Raw genomic sequence first — 19509 nt, forward strand, 5'->3', positions numbered from 1 at the left:
GGTGCAGAGCGCCACGGAGGACGATCTCCTCCAGACACTGCAGTACGGTCCGTTCAACGTCGCCCTGCACGCGGCGATCCGCGCCCGCGGGCTCAGCCTGGAGGCGTTGCGGCGCCGCCTGGAGGAGCAGGGGATCGCCGTCAGCCTGTCCACCCTGAGCTACTGGCAGCGCGGCCGGACCAGACCCGAACGCGCCGACTCGCTGCGCGCCGTACGGGCGCTGGAGGTCATCCTCGGGCTGCCCCGCCACTCCCTGCTCACGCTGCTCAAACCCGCCGCCGAGCGTCCCGCCGGGCCCTGGCTGCCGGTGGAGGAGCTGTGCCCCGAACCCGGCGTGCGCGACCTGCTCGACGAGATCGGCGAGCGCGGCGAGCGGCTGCTGACCGGTCTCAGCCTGCACGACCAGCATGTCATCGGCCCGCGCCGGCAGCTGCGCGAGGTCCGCAGCCGCGCGGTCTTCCAGGCCCAGCAGCGCGGCGTGGACCGCTGGATCGCCGTCTACCACCATCCGCACGGCGTGCTGCCCTCGTCCCGGACCGCCCGCGGCTGCCGCTTCGGCCGGGTGCGGATGGACGCGGCCAGCGGGCTCATCGCCGCCGAGCTGCTGTTCGACCGGGCCCTCGGCCGCGGCGAGACCTACCTGCTGGAGTACGGGTTCGGGTTCGAGGAGACCGGCCCCCCGGTGTGGGAGGAGGGGCGCGGGTTCCGCACGCCGCACCACGAGTTCCTGATGGAGGTGCGCTTCCACCCCTCGGCGCTGCCGGCCCGCTGCTACCGCACCTGGCGTCCCGACGCCCAGACGGCCCTCAAGGACTCGGCCGACCTGCGGCTGTCGGGCTACCACAGCGCCCACTTCATCGAGTTCGGCGTGCCCGCCGGCTTCCACGGCATGCGCTGGGAGTGGGATTAGGAGGGACGGGGCGGGGACGGGGCGGGGACGGGTCAGCGGCCGACCGAGGGCACCGAGCCGGTGTCCTCTCCCAGGATCCGCCCGCCGGAGGGCCGTTCCCTGAACCAGGCGATGGTCCGCCGGAGGCCCTGGCTCAACGGGACCTCGGGGGCCCAGCCCAGGGTCTCGCGGGCCCGGGTCGTGTCCGGCCGGCGCCTGCGCGGGTCGTCCACCGGGCTGTCGACCAGGCGGACCGGCGAGCGGGAGCCGGCGATCTCCCGGACCAGCAGGGCGAGGTCGAGGATCGTCATCTCCTCCGCGCCGCCGATGTTGACGGGACCGGAGTGCCCGCCGCCCGCGAGCGCGAGGACGCCGCCGACCGTGTCGTCGACGTAGCAGACCGAGCGGGTCTGGCCGCCGTCACCGGTCACCGTGATGGGATCACCGGCGAGCGCCTGGCGGATGAACGTGGGAATGGCGCGGCCGTCGTCGGGGCGCATCCGCGGGCCGTAGGAGTTGAAGATGCGCACGATCGCCGTGTCCACCCCGTGCGTGGCCCGGTACGCCGTGGTCAGCGCCTCGGCGAAGCGTTTGGCCTCGTCGTACACGCCGCGCGGGCCCACCGGGTTGACGTTCCCCCAGTACGACTCCCGCTGAGGGTGTTCGAGGGGGTCCCCGTACACCTCCGAGGTGGAGGCCAGGACGAACCGCGCCCCCTTGTCGCGGGCGAGGTCGAGCGCGTGCATGGTGCCGATGCCGCCGGCCTTGAGCGTGTGGATCGGCAGGCGCAGGTAGTCCGCCGGGGACGCCGGTGAGGCGAAGTGGAGCACCAGATCGACCGGGCCCCGAACCCGGAAGGGCTCGGTGACGTCACAGTGATCGAGGCGGAAACGCGCGTCCGGCATCAGGTGCGCGATGTTGGCACGTGTGCCGGTGAGGAAGTTGTCGAGGCACGTCACCTCGACCCCCTGGTGCAGGAGGCGCTCGCAGAGGTGGGACCCGAGGAAACCGGCGCCGCCCGTGACCACGGCATGCCGGAACGGACGATGAGGCAGGTCGTGCACATCCACCACCAGGGTCGGCCGGCCGGATCTCGCGTCCCCTTCAAGATACGCCGACCGGACGGGGCGCCCCCGGCGCGCGCGGGGAACTTCTGGGCGGACGACCGCGTCCGCAGGACGGCAGGCGTCACATCGATGGCCGCGTCGCTCGTCTATATCGGCTGGATGGCCGCGGACACCACGGCCGGCAACGCCTGGCTGGCCGTCCCCTTCCTCCTGGCCAACACCTTCCTGATCCTTCTGCTGTTCGTCACCGTCCACAACAACTGGCATCGCCTGCCACCGGCCGTCTCCGCGCCCGAGCCGTACACCGAACCGCTCGTGGCGGTCATCGTGCCCACCTACAACGAGCCGGTGGACATGCTGGAACGCACCCTGGAGAGCGTGCTCACCCAGAACTGGCCCCACGACCGGCTCGTCGTGGTGGTCGGTGACGACGGGCACCGGCCGGCCGTACGGGAGATGGTCGACGGCCTGCGGGACCGGTTCCCGGAGGCGCTCCTCCACCACCACTCGCCACCGCGCAAGCACACGCCCGAGCGGAGAGGGGACGCCAAGGACGGCAACCTGAACTCCATGCTCCGGTTCGTCGTGGACACCTATCCCGAGGCCGAGTTCATCGAGACCCGCGACGCCGACGATCTCGTGGGGGATCCCGGCTTCCTCCTCCACACGGTCGGCCACCTCGTCCGGCACCCCCGGATCGCGTTCGTCCAGACGATCAAGGACTCGCTGGTCAGCCCGGGCGACCCGTTCGGGAACCGGCGCAGGTTCTTCTACCGAGGGATCATGCTCTCGCGCGCCGCCGCCGGGTCCGCCTTCCCCTGCGGCAGCGGGCTGGTGTGGAGAAGGGCGCACCTGGAACTGATCGGCGGGTTCCCCACCTGGAATCTCGTCGAGGACCTGTACTCCGGTTACCTCGCCCTCCAGCACGGCCTGCGCGGGGCGTACCTCCCGATCGCCGGTGCCGTCGGCCAGGTGGCGCCCGAGGACATCCCCAACGTCTACAAGCAACTGGGCACGTGGGCTCTGGACACGCTCAGGATCCTGTTCTGGAGGTCCCCGCTGAAGGCCCGGGGACTGACGTTCCGCCAGCGGCTCCAGTTCCTGGAGACGGGACTGTTCTACCTGTCCAGCGTCCCGACGCTCGTCCTGATCCTGACCCCGGCGTTCTGCCTGCTGTTCGACGTCCGGATGTTCCAGACGAACGTCGTGGCGCACATCGTGTACTCCCTCTTCTACTTCGCGCTGCTCGGCACGTACATGTTCATCCTCGGCAACGGCACGTCATGGCAGGAGGTGTGGCGGGCCAAGCAGATGTGGGTGGGCATGACGTTCGTCTACATCAACGCCTGCCTGCGCGCCGTCCTCTACGGGCCGGACCGGAAACCGGAGTACCGCGTCACCCGCAAAGAGCATCGGGCCGGCCTCTACCTGAAAGAGGTCTCCCCGCAGATCGTGCTCGTCGCCCTCTTCGCGGTGGCGCTGGCCCGCCACATCGCGCAGAAGTACCCCGGCGGGCTCCTCACCGGAATCGATCTGGGTTCGATCTTCTGGGTGGTGAACTACGGCGTCCTGCTGCTCTGCTTCATCCGGCGCAGCTGGTTCGGCGTCGCCCGTCCGGGACGTCCCGGACGGCGGCGCGCGGTGGAAACGCGAAAGGCGGCGGCATGCCGGAACGGCTCTACCCGGAACGGTTCTACTCGCAACGCCTCGGACGGATATCCGAGCGACAGTTGCAGGCCGCTCTCGACCGTTTCCGGCTCGGCCGACTCGTCCGCGCCGAGCCGATCGCGCACGGCCACTTCGGACAGAACCTCTTCCTGACGAGCAGCACCGGCGAGCACGTGCTGCGCGGAAACCCCTACTACGCCGGGCAGTTCGAGGCCGAGGGCTTCTACACCGAAGCCCTCTCCCAGCGGACCCGGACTCCGGTGCCCTGGCCGTACCGGATCGACACGGGCACCGGCATCTTCGGCTGGAGCTACGTCATCATGCCGCGGATGACCGGGCTGCAACTGTCGGATCCGCAGGTCCGGAACGGCCTGAACCCGGCGGAGCGGACGGAGACGGCCCGGGCGCTGGGCGCGAACCTGGCCGAGATGCACACGCTCACCCGGGACCATCCCGGCCGCTATCACCCGGCCGTCCAGGCGGTCGTCCCGCTCGAACCGCCGGACGCGTCCGTCTGGTCCCTGCCGGACCCGCGCCACGCCCGGCCGGTCGCCTACGGCGCGTGGGTGGCCGGCCGCGTACGGGCCAGGCTCGCCACCGCGCGGCGGCACGCCCCCGCCGCGACCACCCCCGACGACCTGGCCTGGGCCGAATCCCTCCTGGGTGACGGCGCGCGGGCGATGGCCGTGCCCTTCCAGCCCTGCCTGGTCATGGAGGACTACAAGGAGGGGAACGTCGTGGTCACCCGCGAGGACGGCCGGTGGGCGGTGGGCGGCGTCTTCGACCTCGCCCAGTCCTACTTCGGCGACGGCGAGGCCGACCTGGCGCGGACGCTGTGCTCCTACCTCGACGAGGACCCCGGCCTGGCGCGTGCCTTCCTGGGCTCCTATCTGGCCGCCAGGCCCCCGAGGCCCCTGTTCGCCCGGCGGGCCGCTGCGTACCTGCTCCTCGACCGCGCCCTGCTGTGGGAGTTCTTCCAGCGCAGGGGACTGCGCTGGTGGCCCGAGTCATGGACGTTCCGCGACTGGGCAGGCCGCTACCTGTCCCTCATGGAACCCGTCCTCACCGAAGCGCACCCCGCGCCACCCGCGCCACCCGCGACCCCTTAGGTCACCAGGAGGCCCAGCAGCCGGTCCAGCTCCGCCGCCGGGTCGGTGGTCAGTCCCGCGTGCACCGGCCCCGGCTGGACGATGGTGCTGCGCGGCGCGGTCAGCCAGCGGAACCGGCTGCCCAGCGACTCCTCGCCGGCCTGCCCGGCCCCCTCACCGCCCTCGCACAGCGCCTCCACGCCCCGCAACGCGCAGCGCACGCCGTCCAGGTCGAGCTCCGGGTCGAGCGCGCGCAGCCGCGCCTCGTCCAGGTGCGTCCGGCAGCCGAGGAAGTCCAGCGCGCGGCAGTGCACCACGACGCCCACGTTCATCGACTCGCCCCGCTCCACGCGCGGCATCACCCGCAGCACCGCGTACTCGAAGACCGTCCGGCCCGCGCTCATGCCGAACCCCCCAGCCAGCCGGGACGGTTGGCGCCGCGCGGCGCGGCGGCGCCGGGACGGCGGTGGGCGACCGACAGTTCCGGCAGCCAGTCACGAGGCTTGCCGGCCCGCTCGGACAGCAGCTCGACGTAGGCACGGCGGACCGCGCCGGCGTCGGCGAAGCCGGGCTCGCCCTCCAGCCAGCGGTCCGGCACCAGCTCGGTCACCTCGCGCAGCAGCTCCGGCGTGACCAGGGGAAGCAGCTCGGCCTCGGCGTCGGGCAGCTTCGCGGCCCACCGGGTCAGCACGTGGTCGTCCACGTCGTACGGCCCGGAGAACAGCCGGCCGGCGTTGGCCCAGGCGTGGTGGAAGTACAGGCTCGCGCCGTGGTCGATCAGCCACACCTTCCCGTGCCAGACCAGCATGTTGGGGTTGCGCCAGCTGCGGTCCACGTTGCCGATGAACGCGTCGAACCACAGCACCCGCGAGGCGAACGCGGCGTCCGCGCTCCAGCCCAGCGGGTCGAAACCGAGCGATCCGGGCAGGAAGTCCACCCCGAGGTTCCAGCCGGTGCTGGCCTTGAGGAGGTCCTGCACGTCGGTGTCCGGCTCGTGCCGCCCGATCACCGGGTCCAGCTCGATGATCACCTGGTCCGGCACCGGCAGCCCGAGCCGGCGGGCCAGCTCACCGGCGATCACCTCGGCGACCAGGGCCTTGCGGCCCTGCCCCGCGCCGTGGAACTTCATCACGTAGGTGCCGAGATCGTCGGCCTCGACGACACCGGGGAGGGACCCGCCCTCACGCAGCGGCGTCACGTACCGGGTGGCGGTCACAAGGGGCAGCACGCGTTCACGTTAGCGGAGCCCCCCACCGGAGGAATAATCAATTCCATGGGGGTTGAACTGGTCGATCTGTCGGTGCCCGTCGTCTCGGGGATGCCCATCTACCCGGGCGACCCGGAGGTGGTCGTCTCGGCGGCGCTGACGGTCGCCAACTCGGGCGTGAACGTGCGGCGCCTGCACATGGGCTCGCAGACGGGCACGCACGTGGACGCCCCGTACCACGTCGACGACCTGCTGCCCCGCCTGGAGGACCTGCCCCTCGAACGGTTCACCGGCCCCGCGGTGGTTGGCGACGCCCGCGGCCTGCCGCCGCGCACCGCGATCGGGCCGGAGATCCTCCCGGCCGGGCTGCGCCCCGGCGTCGTCCTGCTCATCGCCACCGGCTGGTCCCACCACTGGGGGACCGCCGACGTCCTCGCCCACCCCTACCCGGCGGCGGAGACCGCGCAGGCGATCGTGGCGGCGGGGGTCCGCACGGTCGGGATCGACGCGCTCAGCGTGGACCGTACGCCCCCGCCCGGGGACGGTGAGTTCAGCCTCGACGCGCACCGCGTGCTGTGCGGCGCCGGCGCGGTGATCGCCGAGAACCTCACCGGCCTGGACCGCCTCCTGGAGGCCCAGGCCGATGGGCGCCGCATCGAGGTCTCGCTCTTCCCGATCCGGCTGGAGGGGGACGGCGCGCCGGTCCGCGCCGTCGCCCGCATCGACGCTCCCGCCGTCACATCTTGTCGATGACCTCCGCGGCGAACCGCTCCATGGTGGCGAGCTTCAGCGCGAGGGGATCACCGCCGTGCGCGGCCTTCTCCTCGGCGGAGGCCAGCCACCAGGGCGCGGCCAGCGTCCCGGTCACGCCGCGGTCCGCCCACTTCCGGTACAGGCCGGCGCTCGGCATCGCCGCGATCGGCGCGATCACCTCCAGGTCGTCCAGCGTCCGGCCGTGCTCGGCCAGCAGCGCCGCCAGCCGGGCCAGCAGGTCCTCCAGCTGCTCCTCGGTGTAGATGCGGTTGCCGATCCAGCCGTCGGCGACCCGCGCCGTCCGGCGCAGCGCGGCGTCGCTGTCACCGCCGATGAAGATGGGAACGGGCTTCCCGGGAACGGGTGTGATGCTGAGCGGCCCGTAGTCGTAGAAGGTCCCGTGGTGCTCGGTCATCCCGCCCTTCCACAGCTCCCGCAACGCCGGGATCATCTCGTCCAGGCGCCGGCCGCGGGTGTGGAAGTCCTGCCCGGTCTGCAGGAACTCGTCCTTGCACCAGCCCACCCCGAGACCCAGGTTCACCCGGTCGCCCGACAGCACCGCGGCCGTCGAGACCGACTTGGCGACCGTGAACAGGTCCCGGGCCGGGGCGATGTAGACGTTGGTGGCGAACCGCACCCGCTCGGTGACGGCCGCCATCGCGCCGATCGTCACCCACACGTCCGGCCAGTGCGTGTCGGGCTTGTACGGCGGCGCGCCCGTGTCGCTGTACGGGTAGGGCGCGTCGTAGTCGGTGTAGAAGATGTGGTCCGACACCGCGACCGCCGAGTACCCGAGCCGGTCGGCGGCCCTGGCCAGGCTCAGGTACTCGTGGGTGTCGGCGAACGAGGCGCCGAGCCAGAACTCCATCCGCCGGGCCCCTCAGTCCTGGAACTCGGGGATGACCTTGGTGGCGAACATCTCCAGGTTGCGCTTCACCGTGTCCAGCGGCAGCACGCCCTGCTGGCCCTGCATGAACAGGCCGAACCATTCCAGGTCGGGCATCCGGTCCAGCATCCGCTGGATGCCGCGCTTGACGTCGTCCGGCGTGCCCAGCAGCGCCATCTCGACCTCGTTCATGCGCTTGAAGTCGCCCTTCTCGGGGGAGACGGGCTTGTGCTTGTCGTCCTCCTTGGTGCGCAGCACCTCCAGGTACCCGAACGGGCCGAAGAAGGACGCGAAGTCCTTCTGCATGCCCGTGCCGTAGGTGGCGATGGCCTCCTCGCGGGTGTCCGCCATCCCCACGATCTTCAGGATGCCGGTGTGCTCGCCGAGCTTGTAGTCCTTGCCCTGGCGGCCGCACTCCTCCTGGTAGAGCTTGGCCTTGGCGGCGTGGTCGTCGGGGTTCGGGGTGAACATCCAGGGCATGATGCCCTCCTGCGCGGCCCGGATGACCGAACGGTCCGACACCGTGAACGGCTGCCACAGCTCCGGATGCGGGTTCTGGTACGGCTTGGGGCACACCGACACCGACTGGATGATCCCGTTCTCGTCGATCTCACCGGGGGCGCCGAACGTACGCGTCCAGTCGGCCGCGGGCCAGCCCTCGATGCCGCTGTACGGGGCGGGGACCTCGTAGTCCAGCACGTCGCTCTTGTAACGGAGCGAGTCCTGGGCCCAGGCCATCTTCATGATCTTGAGGACCTCGCCGAACACGTCGAAGTTGCGGTTGTCGGACTTGGACCCGTCCGACCGCGCCGCGGCGGCCTGCCAGCGCTGGCCGAGCACGTTCATCCAGCGGTTCTGGTAGCCGCGGGCGACACCGAGCCGCAGCCGCCCCTTGGAGAAGTGGTCCAGCAGGGCCACGTCCTCGGCGGCCCGGATCGGATCCCAGGCGGGCAGGACGATGCCCAGCGGGGCCAGCAGGATCCGCTCCGTCCGGGCGGCCAGGTCGGTCAGGAACATCAGCGGGTTGACCGAGAACTCGAACCCCTCCGAGTGGAAGTGGTGCTCGGTCATCATCAGGGCGTCGAAGCCGATCCGGTCCGCGTGCACGGCGATCTCGCGTACCTCGTGCAGCAGCTTCTGGTAGGACTCGACGTCCCGTCCGATCGGCCGCCTGGCCTTGGCGTTGTCCTCGGCGGCCCAGCCCGACCCGGGAATCTGCGGGTTGAGGAAGATGGCAAACTTCACGCGTTCGTCTCCTTGTCGAGCGTGTCGAGCGTGTCGAGCGTGTCGAGTTCGTCCAGCCAGTCGTTGACGACGAGCAGGAATTCGGCCGGCCGCTCGGCGTGCAGCCGGTGCCCGCCCCCGGGCCAGACCACGGCCCGGGACGCGGGATGCTTGAACAGCCCGCGCTCCCAGGCGGCGGACCCGGCCTGGGCCGCCGACCAGCAGGACAGCACCGGGCAGGCGCGGCGGACGAGGTAGTCCTCGGAGGCGGGCCGCACGCCGAACTGGTCGTCGCCCTCGTACATCCCGGCGAACGCCTGGGCGAGCGCCGGCACCGAGGTCCCGAGGATCTTGCGCCTGTGCCACTCCCGCAGCTGCGGCGGGGAGGCGGGCGTGTAGCACCAGGCGTCGTTGGCCAGCGCGGTCCGGTACGGGTCGGGCCCGCGCAGCGCCTCGATCATTCCGGGGAAGGCCGCGGCGATCTCGGGTGGCTGCCCGTAGCCGGGATCCACGCACACCAGGGCGCGCACCCGCTCCGGATGCTCGACGGCCAGCGCGCTGACCACCAGCGCCCCGAGCGAGTGACCGATCGCGGTCACCCGTTCGACCCCCAGCGCGTCCAGCAGCCCGACGAGGTCGCCGGCCAGGTCGCGCGGGCGGTAGCCGGTCTCGGGCGCCGAGGAGTACCCGTGGCCCCGCAGGTCCGGGGCGATCACCCGCCGCCGTGCCGCCAGCTCGGGAAGGTGGGGCGTCCAGTCGTGCGAGTCGGCCCCGAACCCGTGCACAAGAAGCAACGGCACGCCGCCGCCCCTCGCTTCGCTCGGGGCGTCGGTCTTGTTCTGGGGGGACGACCCCCCAGGCCCCCCGGCAAACGCAACGCCGACACCCCTCGCTTCGCTCGGGGCGTCGGTCTTGTTCTGGGGGGACGACCCCCCAGACCCCCCGGCAAACGCAACGCCGCCGCCCCTCGCTTCGCTCGGGGCGTCGTCGGTATAGAACAGCCGCACTTCCCCCAGCTCGGCGAATGGCATGGGAACCCTCCGTGGAAGCGATTTCCCGAACAAGCGCACGCTACATCAATCGCCACTTACCGAGCAATCGCTTGGTCGAGCGGCTAGGGTGGGCGGGGGAGCGCGCCGTGACCGCCCGTGCGGGCGGGAGAGGAGACGACGGATGCGGCTGGGCGTCACGCTGTTCACGACCGACCGGACCATGGCGGTGCACGAACTGGCCGCCGCGGCCGAGGAACGCGGCTTCGTCTCCCTTTTCGTCCCCGAGCACACCCACATCCCGGTGTCGCGGAAGACGCCCCCGCCGACCGGTGTGGACACGCTGCCCGACGAGTACGCCCGTACGCCCGACCCGTTCGTGGCGCTGGCCGCCGCGGCGACGGTCACCGAACGGATCCGGCTGGGGACCGGCGTCGCCCTGCCGGCCCAGCGCGACCCGATCGTCACGGCCAAGGCGATCGCGACGCTCGACCGGATCGCGGGCGGCCGGTTCGTCCTGGGCGCCGGATACGGCTGGAACGCCGAAGAGGCCGCCGACCACGGCGTCCCCTGGAAACGGCGGCGGGCCATGGTCCGCGAGCACGTCCTCGCCATGCGCGAGCTGTGGACCCGGGACGAGGCGTCCTATGAAGGGGAGTTCGTCGCGTTCGAACCCTGCTGGTCATGGCCCAAGCCCGTGGGGCCCATCCCGGTGCTGCTCGGGGGTGCGCCCGGCCCCACGCTGTTCGCGCACATCGCCGAGTTCGGTGACGGCTGGATGCCGATAGGCGGGGCCGGGATCCGCGAGGCTCTGCCCGCGCTGCGCGCGGCGTGCGACGCGGCGGGGCGGGAGATGGTCCAGATCGTCCCGTTCGGCACCCTGCCGACGCCCGAGAAGCTCGACTACTACGCCGGGCTGGGCGTCGGGGAGGTGGTGCTGCGCCTGCCCGCGGGCGGGCGCGAGGAGGTGCTCCCTGTCCTGGACGAGTACGCGCGCACCTACGCGGCCTTCATGTGACGGTCAGCGGACCATCCGGAAGCAGAAGAACGTGGGGAAGCGGTAGTAGGCGCCCTTACCCGCCTTGACCGCCCCCAGGATCAGGAAGACCCACTGCCCGAAGCCGTCGATGAGATACACCGGGATCAGCGGCACGAGGAAGACGGGGTTCTCCGTGATGATGGCGAGCGGGGCGCAGACCGCGAGCACCGCCAGCAGATGGATCAGGATGGTGAGCTGGTAGTTCAGCGCCTGCGCCGCGTGGAAGCGGGTGAAGGCCGACTCGCGCCTCTTGACGAAGTAGATGATCAGGGGCGCGAGGAAGCCGATGATGAGCGTGCCGAGGTAGCTCATCATCGCCCAGGTGGTGTCCTCACCGGTGGTCTGCGTGCCCGGGCCGTAGGGGACGCCGGGTGGCCCGTAACCCCAGCGAGGGTCGTACTGCTGCCCGTATCCGGGTGCCCCCTGCCCGTATCCCGGTGCCCCCTGCTCGTATCCGGGTGCCTCTTGGCCGTATCCGGGCGGTGGCGGCGCGCCCGGGGGCTGGCCGTAGGGCGAGTGGTGAGGCGGGGGCTGATCCGTCACTGGCGTTCCCATCGGTGCAGCGGGAGTTCGTTATCGGTGGATACGCACAGGAATCTATCTGAACAGCGGCGCGATCTCGCCGGGCGAGCCGACCGGGAGGTCAGATTCCGGACGCCGGTCGGTGTCATTGTTTGGGGGGGCGACCCCCGTGCCCCCGGCAAGGGCGGACTGACCGGTGTCCTCCGCTCCGCTCCGGACGCCGGTCAGTGTCATTGTTCGGGGGGCGACCCCCGTGCCCCCGGCAAGGGCGGACTGACCGGTGTCCTCCGCTCCGCTGGCGCTCCGCTCCGGACGCAGGTCAGTCGAACACGATCACTGAGCGGGCGACGGTTCCGGTGCGGACGCGGGCCACGGCCTCGTTCACGTCCTTCAGCGGGACCCGTTCGCTGACCAGACCCTCCAGGTCGAGCCGGCCGCGGCGGTAGAGGTCGACCAGCATCGGCAGGTCGCGGGCGGGTGTGGCGTCGCCGCCCTGGGTGCCCATCAGCCGGCGGGACCCGAACAGCAGACCCGGCGGGATCCGCAGGTCCTCACCGGCGGCCGGGCTGCCGACCATCACCGTCGTGCCGCCGGGCTGGGTCGCCGCGAACGTCTTCGCCAGCACAGCGGCGATGCCGGTGACGTCGAAGGCGTAGTCGACCCCGCCCCGGACGATCTCGTTCACCTGCGCGGGCAGGTCGCCGGCCAGGATCGTGTGCGTCGCGCCGAACTCGGCGGCATGGCGCAGCTTGGACTCCACCACGTCGGCGGCGATGATCGTGGTGGCGCCGGCGAGCACCGCGCCCTGGACGGTGTTGAGCCCCACGCCGCCGCAGCCCACCACCAGCACGCTGGAGCCGGGCTCCACGCGGGCGGTGTTGAGCACCGCGCCGACCCCGGTGATCACGCCGCAGGCGGTGAGGGCGAGCAGGTCCAGCGGGGCGTCCGGGGCGACCTTGACGCACATCGCCTCGCTCACCACGGCCTTCTCGGCGAACGAGCCGATCCCGATGTAGGGCCGGACGACCTCGCCGCCCGCCGTGAGGCGGGTGGAGCCGTCGGCGGTCAGGCCCATGATGGTGGACATCCGGGCCCGGCCGCTGCACAGGTGGGCGCGTGCGCGGACGCAGTTGCGGCACCGCCCGCACGGCCCGTTCATCGCGACGATCACGTGGTCGCCGGGCCGGACGGAGGCCACCCCCGGCCCGGTCCGTTCCACCACGCCGGCGCTCTCGTGCCCCAGGACGCAGGGCAGGTGGGTGACCACCGGGCTCTTGCCGTCGATGGCCTTGAGGTCGGACCCGCAGATGCCGGAGGCGGCCACGTCGATCAGCACCTCGCCGGCCCGCGGCTCCTCGACCGTCACCTCGGCGATCTCCAGCGGTCCGCCGAACGCGCGCAGCAGCGCCGCCCGCATCACCGTGCCGTTCTCGGTCACCCGTCCCACCTTTCCGCGGCCTCGGATCACCGTAGCACCAAGCATTTGCTTGGTCGAGCACGCAAGCGCATCGGAGCCGTTGACAGGCTCTCACCGGCGAACTTACGCTCACGCCCAAACGAGCGTTAGGTCACACGCGGGTTCGCCTCGCGTGTCGCCGCCGTGCGTTCGTCCTGGTCACCACGTGCCTGGAGGCGCGCCTTGAAGACACCGACGACCTCTCACGCGGGCCTGGCGCTCGCCGTTACCGCCGCCCTCTCGTCCACCCTGCTCACCGCGTGCGCCACCAGCAACGAGTCCGCGGCGGGCGCGGACGCGCCGGGGGTGACCGGGGACTCCATCAAGATCGGCGGCGTGCTCACCGAGACCAGCGCGACCGGCTACTCGACCGCCGGTGCCGAGCTGGGGGCCAAGGCGCGGTTCGAACGGGCCAACGCCGAGGGCGGCGTGCACGGCCGCAAGATCGAGTTCCTGGGCGCCGAGGACGACGGGATGATCCCCGACAAGGGCGCCGCCGCGGCCCGCAAGCTGGTGCAGAAGGAGAAGGTCTTCGCCGTGGTCCCGGTCAGCGCCCCGCAGTTCGGCGGGGCGGAGTTCCTGGAGCAGCAGAAGGTGCCGTGGGTGGGGTGGGCCACCGGGCCGTTCTGGTGCGGCAAGGAGAGCGCGTTCGGGTTCAACGGCTGCCTCGCGCCCAAGCCGGGGCAGGGCACCCAGACCTGGTGGGGCAACCAGGTCGCCGCCCAGCTCGGCGGCGCCGAGGGCAAGAAGGTCTGGGTCCAGGCCACCGACTCCACGGCCAGCAAGTACGCGATCCAGACCATGTCCAAGTCGTTCACCGCGGCCGGGTTCGCCCTGGCGGGGACGTCGGCGGCGCTGCCGGCCCAGGCGCCCCCGCAGGACTGGTCGCCCTACGTCAACAAGATCATGAAGAGTGCCGGGGGCCGCCCGCCCGAGGTGCTCGTGTCGGTGATGGCGGGCAGCAAGTTCAACTCGGGGCTGTACGCGGCGCTGAAGAAGGCCGGCTACCGGGGCCTGATCACCGACGCGACCTCCTACGACCCCAAGGTGCTGTCCGACCCGCAGACCCTCCAGGCGCTGGAGGGCGTCTACTCGGCGCCGCAGTTCGAGCCGTTCGAGTCGACCGCCCCGGAGATCGAGCGGATGAGGGCGGACCTGAGCAAGGTCGCCGGCGCGAACGCGGTGCCGGACCAGCACGTGGCCACCGGGTACTGGTCGGCCGACGTCTTCCTGAAGATGCTGGAGAAGGCCGGCAAGGACCTGACCCGCGACGCCTTCTTCAAGGCCGTCCAGTCCTTCAGCTACGAGAACAAGGGCTTCGGCCGCATCCAGTTCCCCTCCGGCAAGACCGAGTCCAACGGCTGCGGTGCCCTGGTGAAGCTGGACGGCGGAAAGTTCACGATCGCCAAGAGTCTCAAGTGCTTCGACAACACGACCCTCTGACGCCGGCGGACCGGAACGGAGAGGGAGGCGACAGGTGACGGAACTCGTCGGGTACGTCCTGAGCGGCCTGGTGACGGGTGCGATCTTCGCGCTGATGGCGTCGGGCCTGACGCTGTCGTACGCGGCCACCGGGGTGTTCAACTTCGCGCACGGGGCCATCGGCTTCCTGACCGCGCTGATCTTCTTCGAGCTCACCACCGGGCTGGGCTGGCCGCTGTGGATCGGCGGGCCCGTGGCCATCCTGCTGGTGGCGCCGCTGCTGGGCTACCTGCTGCACCGGCTGATGTTCCGCGGGCTGGCCGAGGCCGGGGAGACCGCGCAGATCGTGGCCACCATCGGCCTGACGATCGCGCTGCCCGCGCTCGGGCTGTGGACGGTGGACGTCCTGGTCGACACGTTCGGCGCGGACCTGCCGAAGGTGACGGAGGGCGCCACCGCCCGCGGGCTGGGGCCGAGCCCGGTCCAGACGTGGCAGCCGGTCGGCGGGGTGACCATCGACTCCGGCCAGCTCACCACGTTCGCCCTGGCACTGCTGGCGGCGCTGGCGCTGTGGGCGGTGATGCGGCACACCCCGCTCGGGCTGCGGATGCGGGCCACCGTCGACCGGCGGGGGCTGGCGGGGCTGCGCGGGATCGACGCCGACGCCGCCTCCGCGCAGGCGTGGATGCTGAGCTCGACGCTCGCCGGGCTCGCCGGGGTCCTGGCGGTCCCCGCGCTCGGGCTGGACTCCAACGCGTTCACCGTGCTGCTGTTCGCCTCGGCCACGGCGGCGGTGTTCGGGCGGCTCCGGTCGATCCCGGTCACCTTCGCCGCCGGCCTGGCGCTGGGCGTCGTGCAGAACCTTGTCGCCGGGTACGCCGACTTCGCAGAGAAGGTCACCGGTTTCCGCACGGCCGTACCGGCGATCCTGCTGCTGGCCGGGCTGCTGGTGCTGGGCCGCGGGCGGGGCCGGGCCGCGGGCTCGATCGCCGAGGACGCCCCGCCGCCGGACTACCTGGCCGACCTGCCCGCCTGGCGCCGCGCGCTGCCCTGGACGCTGTCGGTGGCGGCCCTGCTGGTCTGGACGTTCACGCTCGGCGACGACTACTGGGTCGGGCTGGTCGCGCAGGGGCTCGTATTGGCGCTGATCTTCTGCTCGTTCGTCGTGGTCACCGGGATCGGCGGCATGGTCAACCTGGCGCAGGCGTCGTTCGCCGCGCTGGCGGCGCTGTCGGCGGGCCTGGTCGTCTCCCAGGGGCTGCCGTTCCCGCTGGCCGTCGTGACCGGCGTGCTGGCGGCCGTGGCCGCCGGGGTGCTGGTGGCGCTGCCCGCGCTGCGGCTGGGCGGCCGGATCCTGGCGCTGGCCACCCTCGCTCTGGCGCTGCTGGCCGACCAGGTGCTGTTCCAGATCGACGCGTTCAGCAACGGCACCGTGGGCTGGAAGCTGCCCGCGTTCTCGCTCGGCTTCACCGACACCAACGACCCGCGCACCCGCGTGGTGCTGCTGCTGGCCGTCATCGGGGCGGTGGCGCTGCTGATCCGCAACTTGGAGCGGTCCGCTTCCGGCCGCGCGATCCTGGCCGTCCGCTCGGCCCCCGTCGCGGCCGGGGCGGTGGGCATCTCCGCCACCCGCGCGAAGATCACCCTGTTCGCCCTGGCGTCGGGCATCGCGGGGCTGGGCGGCGTGCTGCACGCCACGTTCAACGGCCAGATCACCGCCACCGACCTGCCCGCCCTCACCGGCTTCGTCTGGCTGGCGGTGGTCGTCCTGCAGGGGGTACGGCGGATCGGCGGCGCGGTGCTCGGCGGCCTGATCATGGCGCTGACCCCGGAGGTGCTCGACAACGTCACCGACTCCGAGTACGTGGGGATGATCCTGTTCGGGCTGGGCGGGATGATCCTGGCCCGCCACCCCGACGGCGTCCTCGCCCAGTTCGCCGAGCAGCGCTACCGGCGCCGCAGGCGCGGCGAGCGGCAGGCGGAGGCGGAGGCGGTGGCGCGCGCCGCGCCCGCCGCGCCCGCCGCGGACCGTGCCGCGCCCGTCCCCGCCCCCGAGGCGGGCGAGCGGGAGGCCGTGCTCGCCCTGGAGGGCGTGGTCGCGGGGTATGGCGACGCCACCGTGCTGCGCGGCGTCGACCTCACCGTACGGGCCGGGCAGGACGTGGCGCTGCTCGGCGCGAACGGCGCGGGCAAGTCGACCGCCTGCGCCGTCGCCGGGTCGATGACGCCGGCGGCCGGGCGGGTCCTGCTCGACGGCCGCGACGTCTCCGCCTGGCCCGCCCACCGCCGCGCCCGCGCGGGCCTCTACCTCGCCCCCGAGGGGCGCGGCGTCTTCCCGTCCCTGACCGTCGAGGAGAACCTCACCACCTGGCTGCCGGACGCCGCCGACCGGGAACGGGTGTACGAGCGGCTGCCCGTCCTCGCGGGGCGCCGCGGCCTGGCGGCCGGGGCCCTGTCGGGCGGCGAGCAGCAGATCCTCGCGCTCGCCCCCGCGCTGGTCCGGCCGCCCAAGGTCCTCGTCGCCGACGAGCCGTCGCTGGGACTGGCGCCCCTGGTGGTCGAGCAGATCTTCGAGCTGTTCGGCGAACTGCGCGACCGCGGCGTCGCGCTGCTGGTGGTGGAGGAGAAGGCCGGCGAGGTGCTGGCGCTGGCGGACACGGTGGCGTTCATGCGGCTGGGCCGTATCGCCTGGCAGGGCCCCCGCGCCGAGGTCGACGACGAGCGGATGGCCGCGGCCTACCTCGGCCTGGACGCCGCGGAGCCGGCGGACCGTACCGCCCGGCGGGAAGAGGCACGGGAGAGCGGAGTGGGCGAGCGATGATCGAGGTCGACGACGTCAGCGTCCGGTTCGGCGGCGTGCGCGCCCTGACCGGGGTGAGCCTGACCGTGGAACGCGGGCAGACCTGCGGGCTGATCGGGCCGAACGGCGCGGGCAAGACCACGCTGTTCGACGTGGTCGGCGGGCTGTGCCGGCCCACCTCCGGCACCGTGCGGCTGGCCGGCGTGGACGTGACGGGCAGCGGCGCGGTCCGCCGTTCCAGGCTCGGCCTGCGGCGTACCTTCCAGCGCCCGCAGGTCTTCGGCCGGCTCACCGTGCTGGAGAACGTGCTGGCCGCCGCCGAATGGCACGGCGGCGGCGGTGGCCTGGCCGCCGACCTGGTCGGGTGGCCCGCCCGGCGGCGCCTGGAACGGCGGCGCCGCGAGCGCGCCGCCGCCGTCCTGGAGCGCTGCGGGATCGCCGACCTGAGCGGCGCCTACGCCGCCGACCTGCCGATCGGCCGGCGGCGCATGGTCGAGCTGGCCCGCGCCATCGTGGACGACCCCGCCGTGCTGCTGCTGGACGAGCCCACCTCAGGACTGGACGCCGACCAGGCCGCGCTGTTCGCCTCGGTCGTCGCCGGCCTGGACGCCACCGTCCTGCTGGTCGAGCACGACGTCGGCTTCGTGATGGCCGCCTGCGAGCGGGTGGTGGTGCTGGACCTGGGCAAGGTCATCGCCGACGGCGAGCCCGCGCGGATCCGCGACGATCCGGCCGTGCGGGCGGCCTACCTGGGCTGACGGCGGCGGTGGAGGTGACCGGCCGGTCCGATCTTGACCGAACGCGCCCCGGTGTCGGTGCCGGTTGCCATACTTCGGGCATGGTCGACGGATCACTGCACAGCCTGCTCCGGGAACACGTCGGGGTCGCGCTGGCCCGTGCCGAGGACGACTTCGAGACCATCGTGGCCGACGCGTTCGAGCACCTGGACGGCAAGGCTGACCGGGCGACGGTCGACCGGGTGGCGCGGGAGGGTTTCGCGGCCTACCGCGAGGAGCAGCGCGGCTGGGACGGCGGCCTGCTCGACGCCGAACGGCTGCTGGCCGCGTTCCGCGACCTCGACCTGAGCGGGATCGTGGCCCGCGCCGACTTCACCTGCTGCCACTCGTGCGGGACCGCCGAGATCGCCGGGGAGGTGCCCGGCGGCGCCCCGGTGACCGGCTACGTCTTCTGCCACCGGCAGGACGTCGACGCCGCCGCGCGCGGGGAGGGCCTGTTCCTTTCGTACGGCACCTTCGACGAGGAGGACGACCCCGCCGAGATCGGGCGGCGCACGGTGGAGGCCCTGCGCGGGCGCGGGCTGACCGTGGAGTGGGACGGCGAGGTGACCACCCGCATCCAGCTCCCGCTGGTGTGGCGGCGCCGCCGCTACGCCCATCTGGCCCGGTCGCCCGGAGTCCCGGAGGAGGTGCCCTCCGACGGGATCACGGTGACCTTCTGCGACTACACCCGCGACCGTGGCGAGGACGACCCGGTCACGATGTCGTTCGAGGCGTTCCGCGGCCTGCTGTACGAGCTGGTGCCCGCCGACGACAACTTCATCACCTGCCAGGGCCGTTCCGGCGACGTCGTGCAGGGGATCTGGGAGGAGGGGCCCCGGTTCTGGCTGGAGACCCCCGACCCGGGGGCGCGCTGCTCGTACGGGCGCTGGACGACGCTGGACGAGGCCGCGGCGGTCGTCCGGGCGCTGGCCCGCGACGACCGGGTGACCCTGGGCGATCTCGGCGGGCTGGAGACCGTCACCTGGACCTGAGTCCGGGGGCGGGTGCGCGCGGCCCGCCCGGCCCTCTCTAGAATCCTGTTCGGTGCAGGGATCGGGAGGCGGGATGAGCGGGGCCGGAGCGGCGATGCGGCGCGTCTACGTGACGCAGGAGCGCCACCATCTGGAGGAGGCCCGGGTGGACGCGCTGGCCGGCCTGGCCGCGCGGGTGCGCGAACTGGCCGAGGCCGTGGTGCACACCGACGTCGGGGAAGAGGAGCTGGCGGCGGTCACCGCCGAGATCGCGGCGCTCACCGGGCGGCTCTCGGCGGCGCGCCGGGAACGGCCGCCGGTGGCCGCGCTGGGCGACGGCGGCATGGTGCGCCAGCTGGCCAGCCCGGTCTCCGGCGTGCTCAACCCGATCGCCCCGCCGGTCGAGATGGAGATCGGGCCGGACGGCACCGTCCGCGCCGCGTTCACGCTGAACGCCCTCTACGAGGGCCCGCCCACGTTCGTGCACGGCGGCGTCTCGGCGATGGTGCTCGACCAGATGCTCGGGCTCGCGGCCTCGGCCAACGGCACGCCCGGCATGACCGCGACGTTCGACCTGCGCTACCGCCGCCCCACCCCGTACGGCGTGCCGCTGACCGCCGAGGCCCGCACCACCCGCGCCGAGGGGCGCAAGACCTGGGCCGACGGAAGGATCATCGACCCGGAGGGCAGGACGACCGTCGAGGCCACCGCGATGTTCGTGATGCCCCGCCTCTGAACCCGACCCGCGG

The 19509-nt window shown here is 72.5% G+C and carries 18 protein-coding genes; 10 read left to right on the plus strand and 8 right to left on the minus strand.

Annotated features, from left to right (window positions below):
* Window position 1: 1 nt before the first annotated feature.
* On the plus strand, window positions 2-910 hold the full coding sequence (locus IW256_RS09690; protein ID WP_197010630.1) for a hypothetical protein: 909 nt from the start codon (window positions 2-4) through the stop codon (window positions 908-910).
* A 32-nt stretch (window positions 911-942) separates the two neighbouring features.
* Here IW256_RS09690 and IW256_RS09695 read toward each other — a convergent pair whose 3' ends face one another.
* The gene (locus IW256_RS09695; protein ID WP_307828817.1) at window positions 943-1953 is read right to left on the minus strand and encodes an NAD-dependent epimerase/dehydratase family protein; all 1011 of its coding nucleotides are present in this window, start codon (window positions 1951-1953) and stop codon (window positions 943-945) included.
* Window positions 1954-2085: 132 nt separating this feature from the next.
* Between IW256_RS09695 and IW256_RS09700 the strand changes: the two genes are divergently transcribed.
* Both IW256_RS09700 and IW256_RS09705 read left to right on the plus strand, forming a co-directional pair.
* A complete protein-coding gene (locus tag IW256_RS09700; protein ID WP_197010631.1) occupies window positions 2086-3777 on the plus strand; it encodes a glycosyltransferase in 1692 nt (563 codons plus the stop codon).
* Window positions 3687-4733 (plus strand): phosphotransferase family protein, encoded by a 1047-nt coding sequence (locus IW256_RS09705; RefSeq protein ID WP_197010632.1) that lies wholly within the window; start codon window positions 3687-3689, stop codon window positions 4731-4733. Before IW256_RS09700 ends, IW256_RS09705 begins: the two co-directional genes overlap by 91 nt.
* Here IW256_RS09705 and IW256_RS09710 read toward each other — a convergent pair.
* Window positions 4730-5116 (minus strand): DUF3037 domain-containing protein, encoded by a 387-nt coding sequence (locus tag IW256_RS09710; RefSeq protein WP_197010633.1) that lies wholly within the window; start codon window positions 5114-5116, stop codon window positions 4730-4732. The genes IW256_RS09705 and IW256_RS09710 overlap by 4 nt on opposite strands.
* Entirely contained in the window at window positions 5113-5940 is an 828-nt protein-coding gene (locus IW256_RS09715; RefSeq protein ID WP_197010634.1) for a HipA family kinase, read from the minus strand. The genes IW256_RS09710 and IW256_RS09715 overlap by 4 nt, the downstream gene beginning before the upstream one ends.
* A 45-nt stretch (window positions 5941-5985) precedes the next feature.
* On the opposite strand from IW256_RS09715, the gene IW256_RS09720 reads away from it, so the two are divergent.
* On the plus strand, window positions 5986-6672 hold the full coding sequence (locus tag IW256_RS09720; RefSeq protein ID WP_197010635.1) for a cyclase family protein: 687 nt from the start codon (window positions 5986-5988) through the stop codon (window positions 6670-6672).
* On the opposite strand, the gene IW256_RS09725 is transcribed toward IW256_RS09720, so the two are convergent.
* The 3 genes from IW256_RS09725 to IW256_RS09735 are packed head-to-tail and all read right to left on the minus strand — an operon-like array spanning window position 6656 to window position 9582.
* On the minus strand, window positions 6656-7540 hold the full coding sequence (locus tag IW256_RS09725; protein ID WP_197010636.1) for a TIGR03619 family F420-dependent LLM class oxidoreductase: 885 nt from the start codon (window positions 7538-7540) through the stop codon (window positions 6656-6658). The genes IW256_RS09720 and IW256_RS09725 overlap by 17 nt on opposite strands.
* Window positions 7541-7552: 12 nt before the next feature.
* Window positions 7553-8803, minus strand: coding sequence for an LLM class flavin-dependent oxidoreductase (locus IW256_RS09730; RefSeq protein WP_197010637.1), 1251 nt, complete (start codon window positions 8801-8803; stop codon window positions 7553-7555).
* A complete protein-coding gene (locus IW256_RS09735) occupies window positions 8800-9582 on the minus strand; it encodes an alpha/beta fold hydrolase (protein WP_307828818.1) in 783 nt (260 codons plus the stop codon). The genes IW256_RS09730 and IW256_RS09735 overlap by 4 nt, the downstream gene beginning before the upstream one ends.
* A 373-nt stretch (window positions 9583-9955) precedes the next feature.
* On the opposite strand from IW256_RS09735, the gene IW256_RS09740 reads away from it, so the two are divergent.
* Entirely contained in the window at window positions 9956-10789 is an 834-nt protein-coding gene (locus tag IW256_RS09740) for an LLM class F420-dependent oxidoreductase (protein ID WP_197010639.1), read from the plus strand.
* 3 nt (window positions 10790-10792) lie between these two features.
* On the opposite strand, the gene IW256_RS42690 is transcribed toward IW256_RS09740, so the two are convergent.
* Window positions 10793-11353: a DUF4870 domain-containing protein gene (locus IW256_RS42690; protein ID WP_307828819.1), complete on the minus strand. Its 561-nt coding sequence runs from the start codon at window positions 11351-11353 to the stop codon at window positions 10793-10795.
* A gap of 298 nt (window positions 11354-11651) precedes the next feature.
* The gene (locus IW256_RS09750; protein WP_231404545.1) at window positions 11652-12749 is read right to left on the minus strand and encodes an alcohol dehydrogenase catalytic domain-containing protein; all 1098 of its coding nucleotides are present in this window, start codon (window positions 12747-12749) and stop codon (window positions 11652-11654) included.
* Window positions 12750-12971: 222 nt separating this feature from the next.
* Between IW256_RS09750 and IW256_RS09755 the strand changes: the two genes are divergently transcribed.
* The 5 genes from IW256_RS09755 (at window position 12972) to IW256_RS09775 (ending at window position 19496) form a co-directional block, all read left to right on the plus strand.
* On the plus strand, window positions 12972-14231 hold the full coding sequence (locus tag IW256_RS09755) for an ABC transporter substrate-binding protein (protein WP_197010642.1): 1260 nt from the start codon (window positions 12972-12974) through the stop codon (window positions 14229-14231).
* Between the two features lie 34 nt (window positions 14232-14265).
* Window positions 14266-17031, plus strand: a complete 2766-nt coding sequence (locus IW256_RS09760; RefSeq protein ID WP_197010643.1) for an ABC transporter permease subunit — start codon at window positions 14266-14268, stop codon at window positions 17029-17031.
* Window positions 17028-17768 carry an ABC transporter ATP-binding protein gene (locus IW256_RS09765; protein ID WP_197010644.1) on the plus strand — a complete coding sequence of 247 codons (741 nt, stop codon included), beginning with the start codon at window positions 17028-17030 and terminating at the stop codon, window positions 17766-17768. The genes IW256_RS09760 and IW256_RS09765 overlap by 4 nt, the downstream gene beginning before the upstream one ends.
* Before the next feature lie 80 nt (window positions 17769-17848).
* Window positions 17849-18781, plus strand: coding sequence for a DUF6891 domain-containing protein (locus IW256_RS09770; RefSeq protein WP_197010645.1), 933 nt, complete (start codon window positions 17849-17851; stop codon window positions 18779-18781).
* Window positions 18782-18854: 73 nt separating this feature from the next.
* Window positions 18855-19496 (plus strand): PaaI family thioesterase, encoded by a 642-nt coding sequence (locus IW256_RS09775; RefSeq protein ID WP_197010646.1) that lies wholly within the window; start codon window positions 18855-18857, stop codon window positions 19494-19496.
* Window positions 19497-19509: the final 13 nt, after the last annotated feature.

Origin of the sequence: Actinomadura viridis (assembly GCF_015751755.1) — a bacterium.
Classification (GTDB): domain Bacteria; phylum Actinomycetota; class Actinomycetes; order Streptosporangiales; family Streptosporangiaceae; genus Spirillospora; species Spirillospora viridis.

Excerpts from the sequence above, each read along its gene's own strand:
- IW256_RS09700 (WP_197010631.1), top strand. The coding sequence starts at position 2,086 with ATGGCCGCGTCGCTCGTCTATATCGGCTGGATGGCCGCGGACACCACG.
- IW256_RS09710 (WP_197010633.1), bottom strand. The coding sequence starts at position 5,116 with ATGAGCGCGGGCCGGACGGTCTTCGAGTACGCGGTGCTGCGGGTGATG.
- IW256_RS09720 (WP_197010635.1), top strand. The coding sequence starts at position 5,986 with ATGGGGGTTGAACTGGTCGATCTGTCGGTGCCCGTCGTCTCGGGGATG.
- IW256_RS09725 (WP_197010636.1), bottom strand. The coding sequence starts at position 7,540 with ATGGAGTTCTGGCTCGGCGCCTCGTTCGCCGACACCCACGAGTACCTG.
- IW256_RS09740 (WP_197010639.1), top strand. The coding sequence starts at position 9,956 with ATGCGGCTGGGCGTCACGCTGTTCACGACCGACCGGACCATGGCGGTG.
- IW256_RS09750 (WP_231404545.1), bottom strand. The coding sequence starts at position 12,749 with ATGCGGGCGGCGCTGCTGCGCGCGTTCGGCGGACCGCTGGAGATCGCC.
- IW256_RS09765 (WP_197010644.1), top strand. The coding sequence starts at position 17,028 with ATGATCGAGGTCGACGACGTCAGCGTCCGGTTCGGCGGCGTGCGCGCC.
- IW256_RS09770 (WP_197010645.1), top strand. The coding sequence starts at position 17,849 with ATGGTCGACGGATCACTGCACAGCCTGCTCCGGGAACACGTCGGGGTC.
- IW256_RS09775 (WP_197010646.1), top strand. The coding sequence starts at position 18,855 with ATGAGCGGGGCCGGAGCGGCGATGCGGCGCGTCTACGTGACGCAGGAG.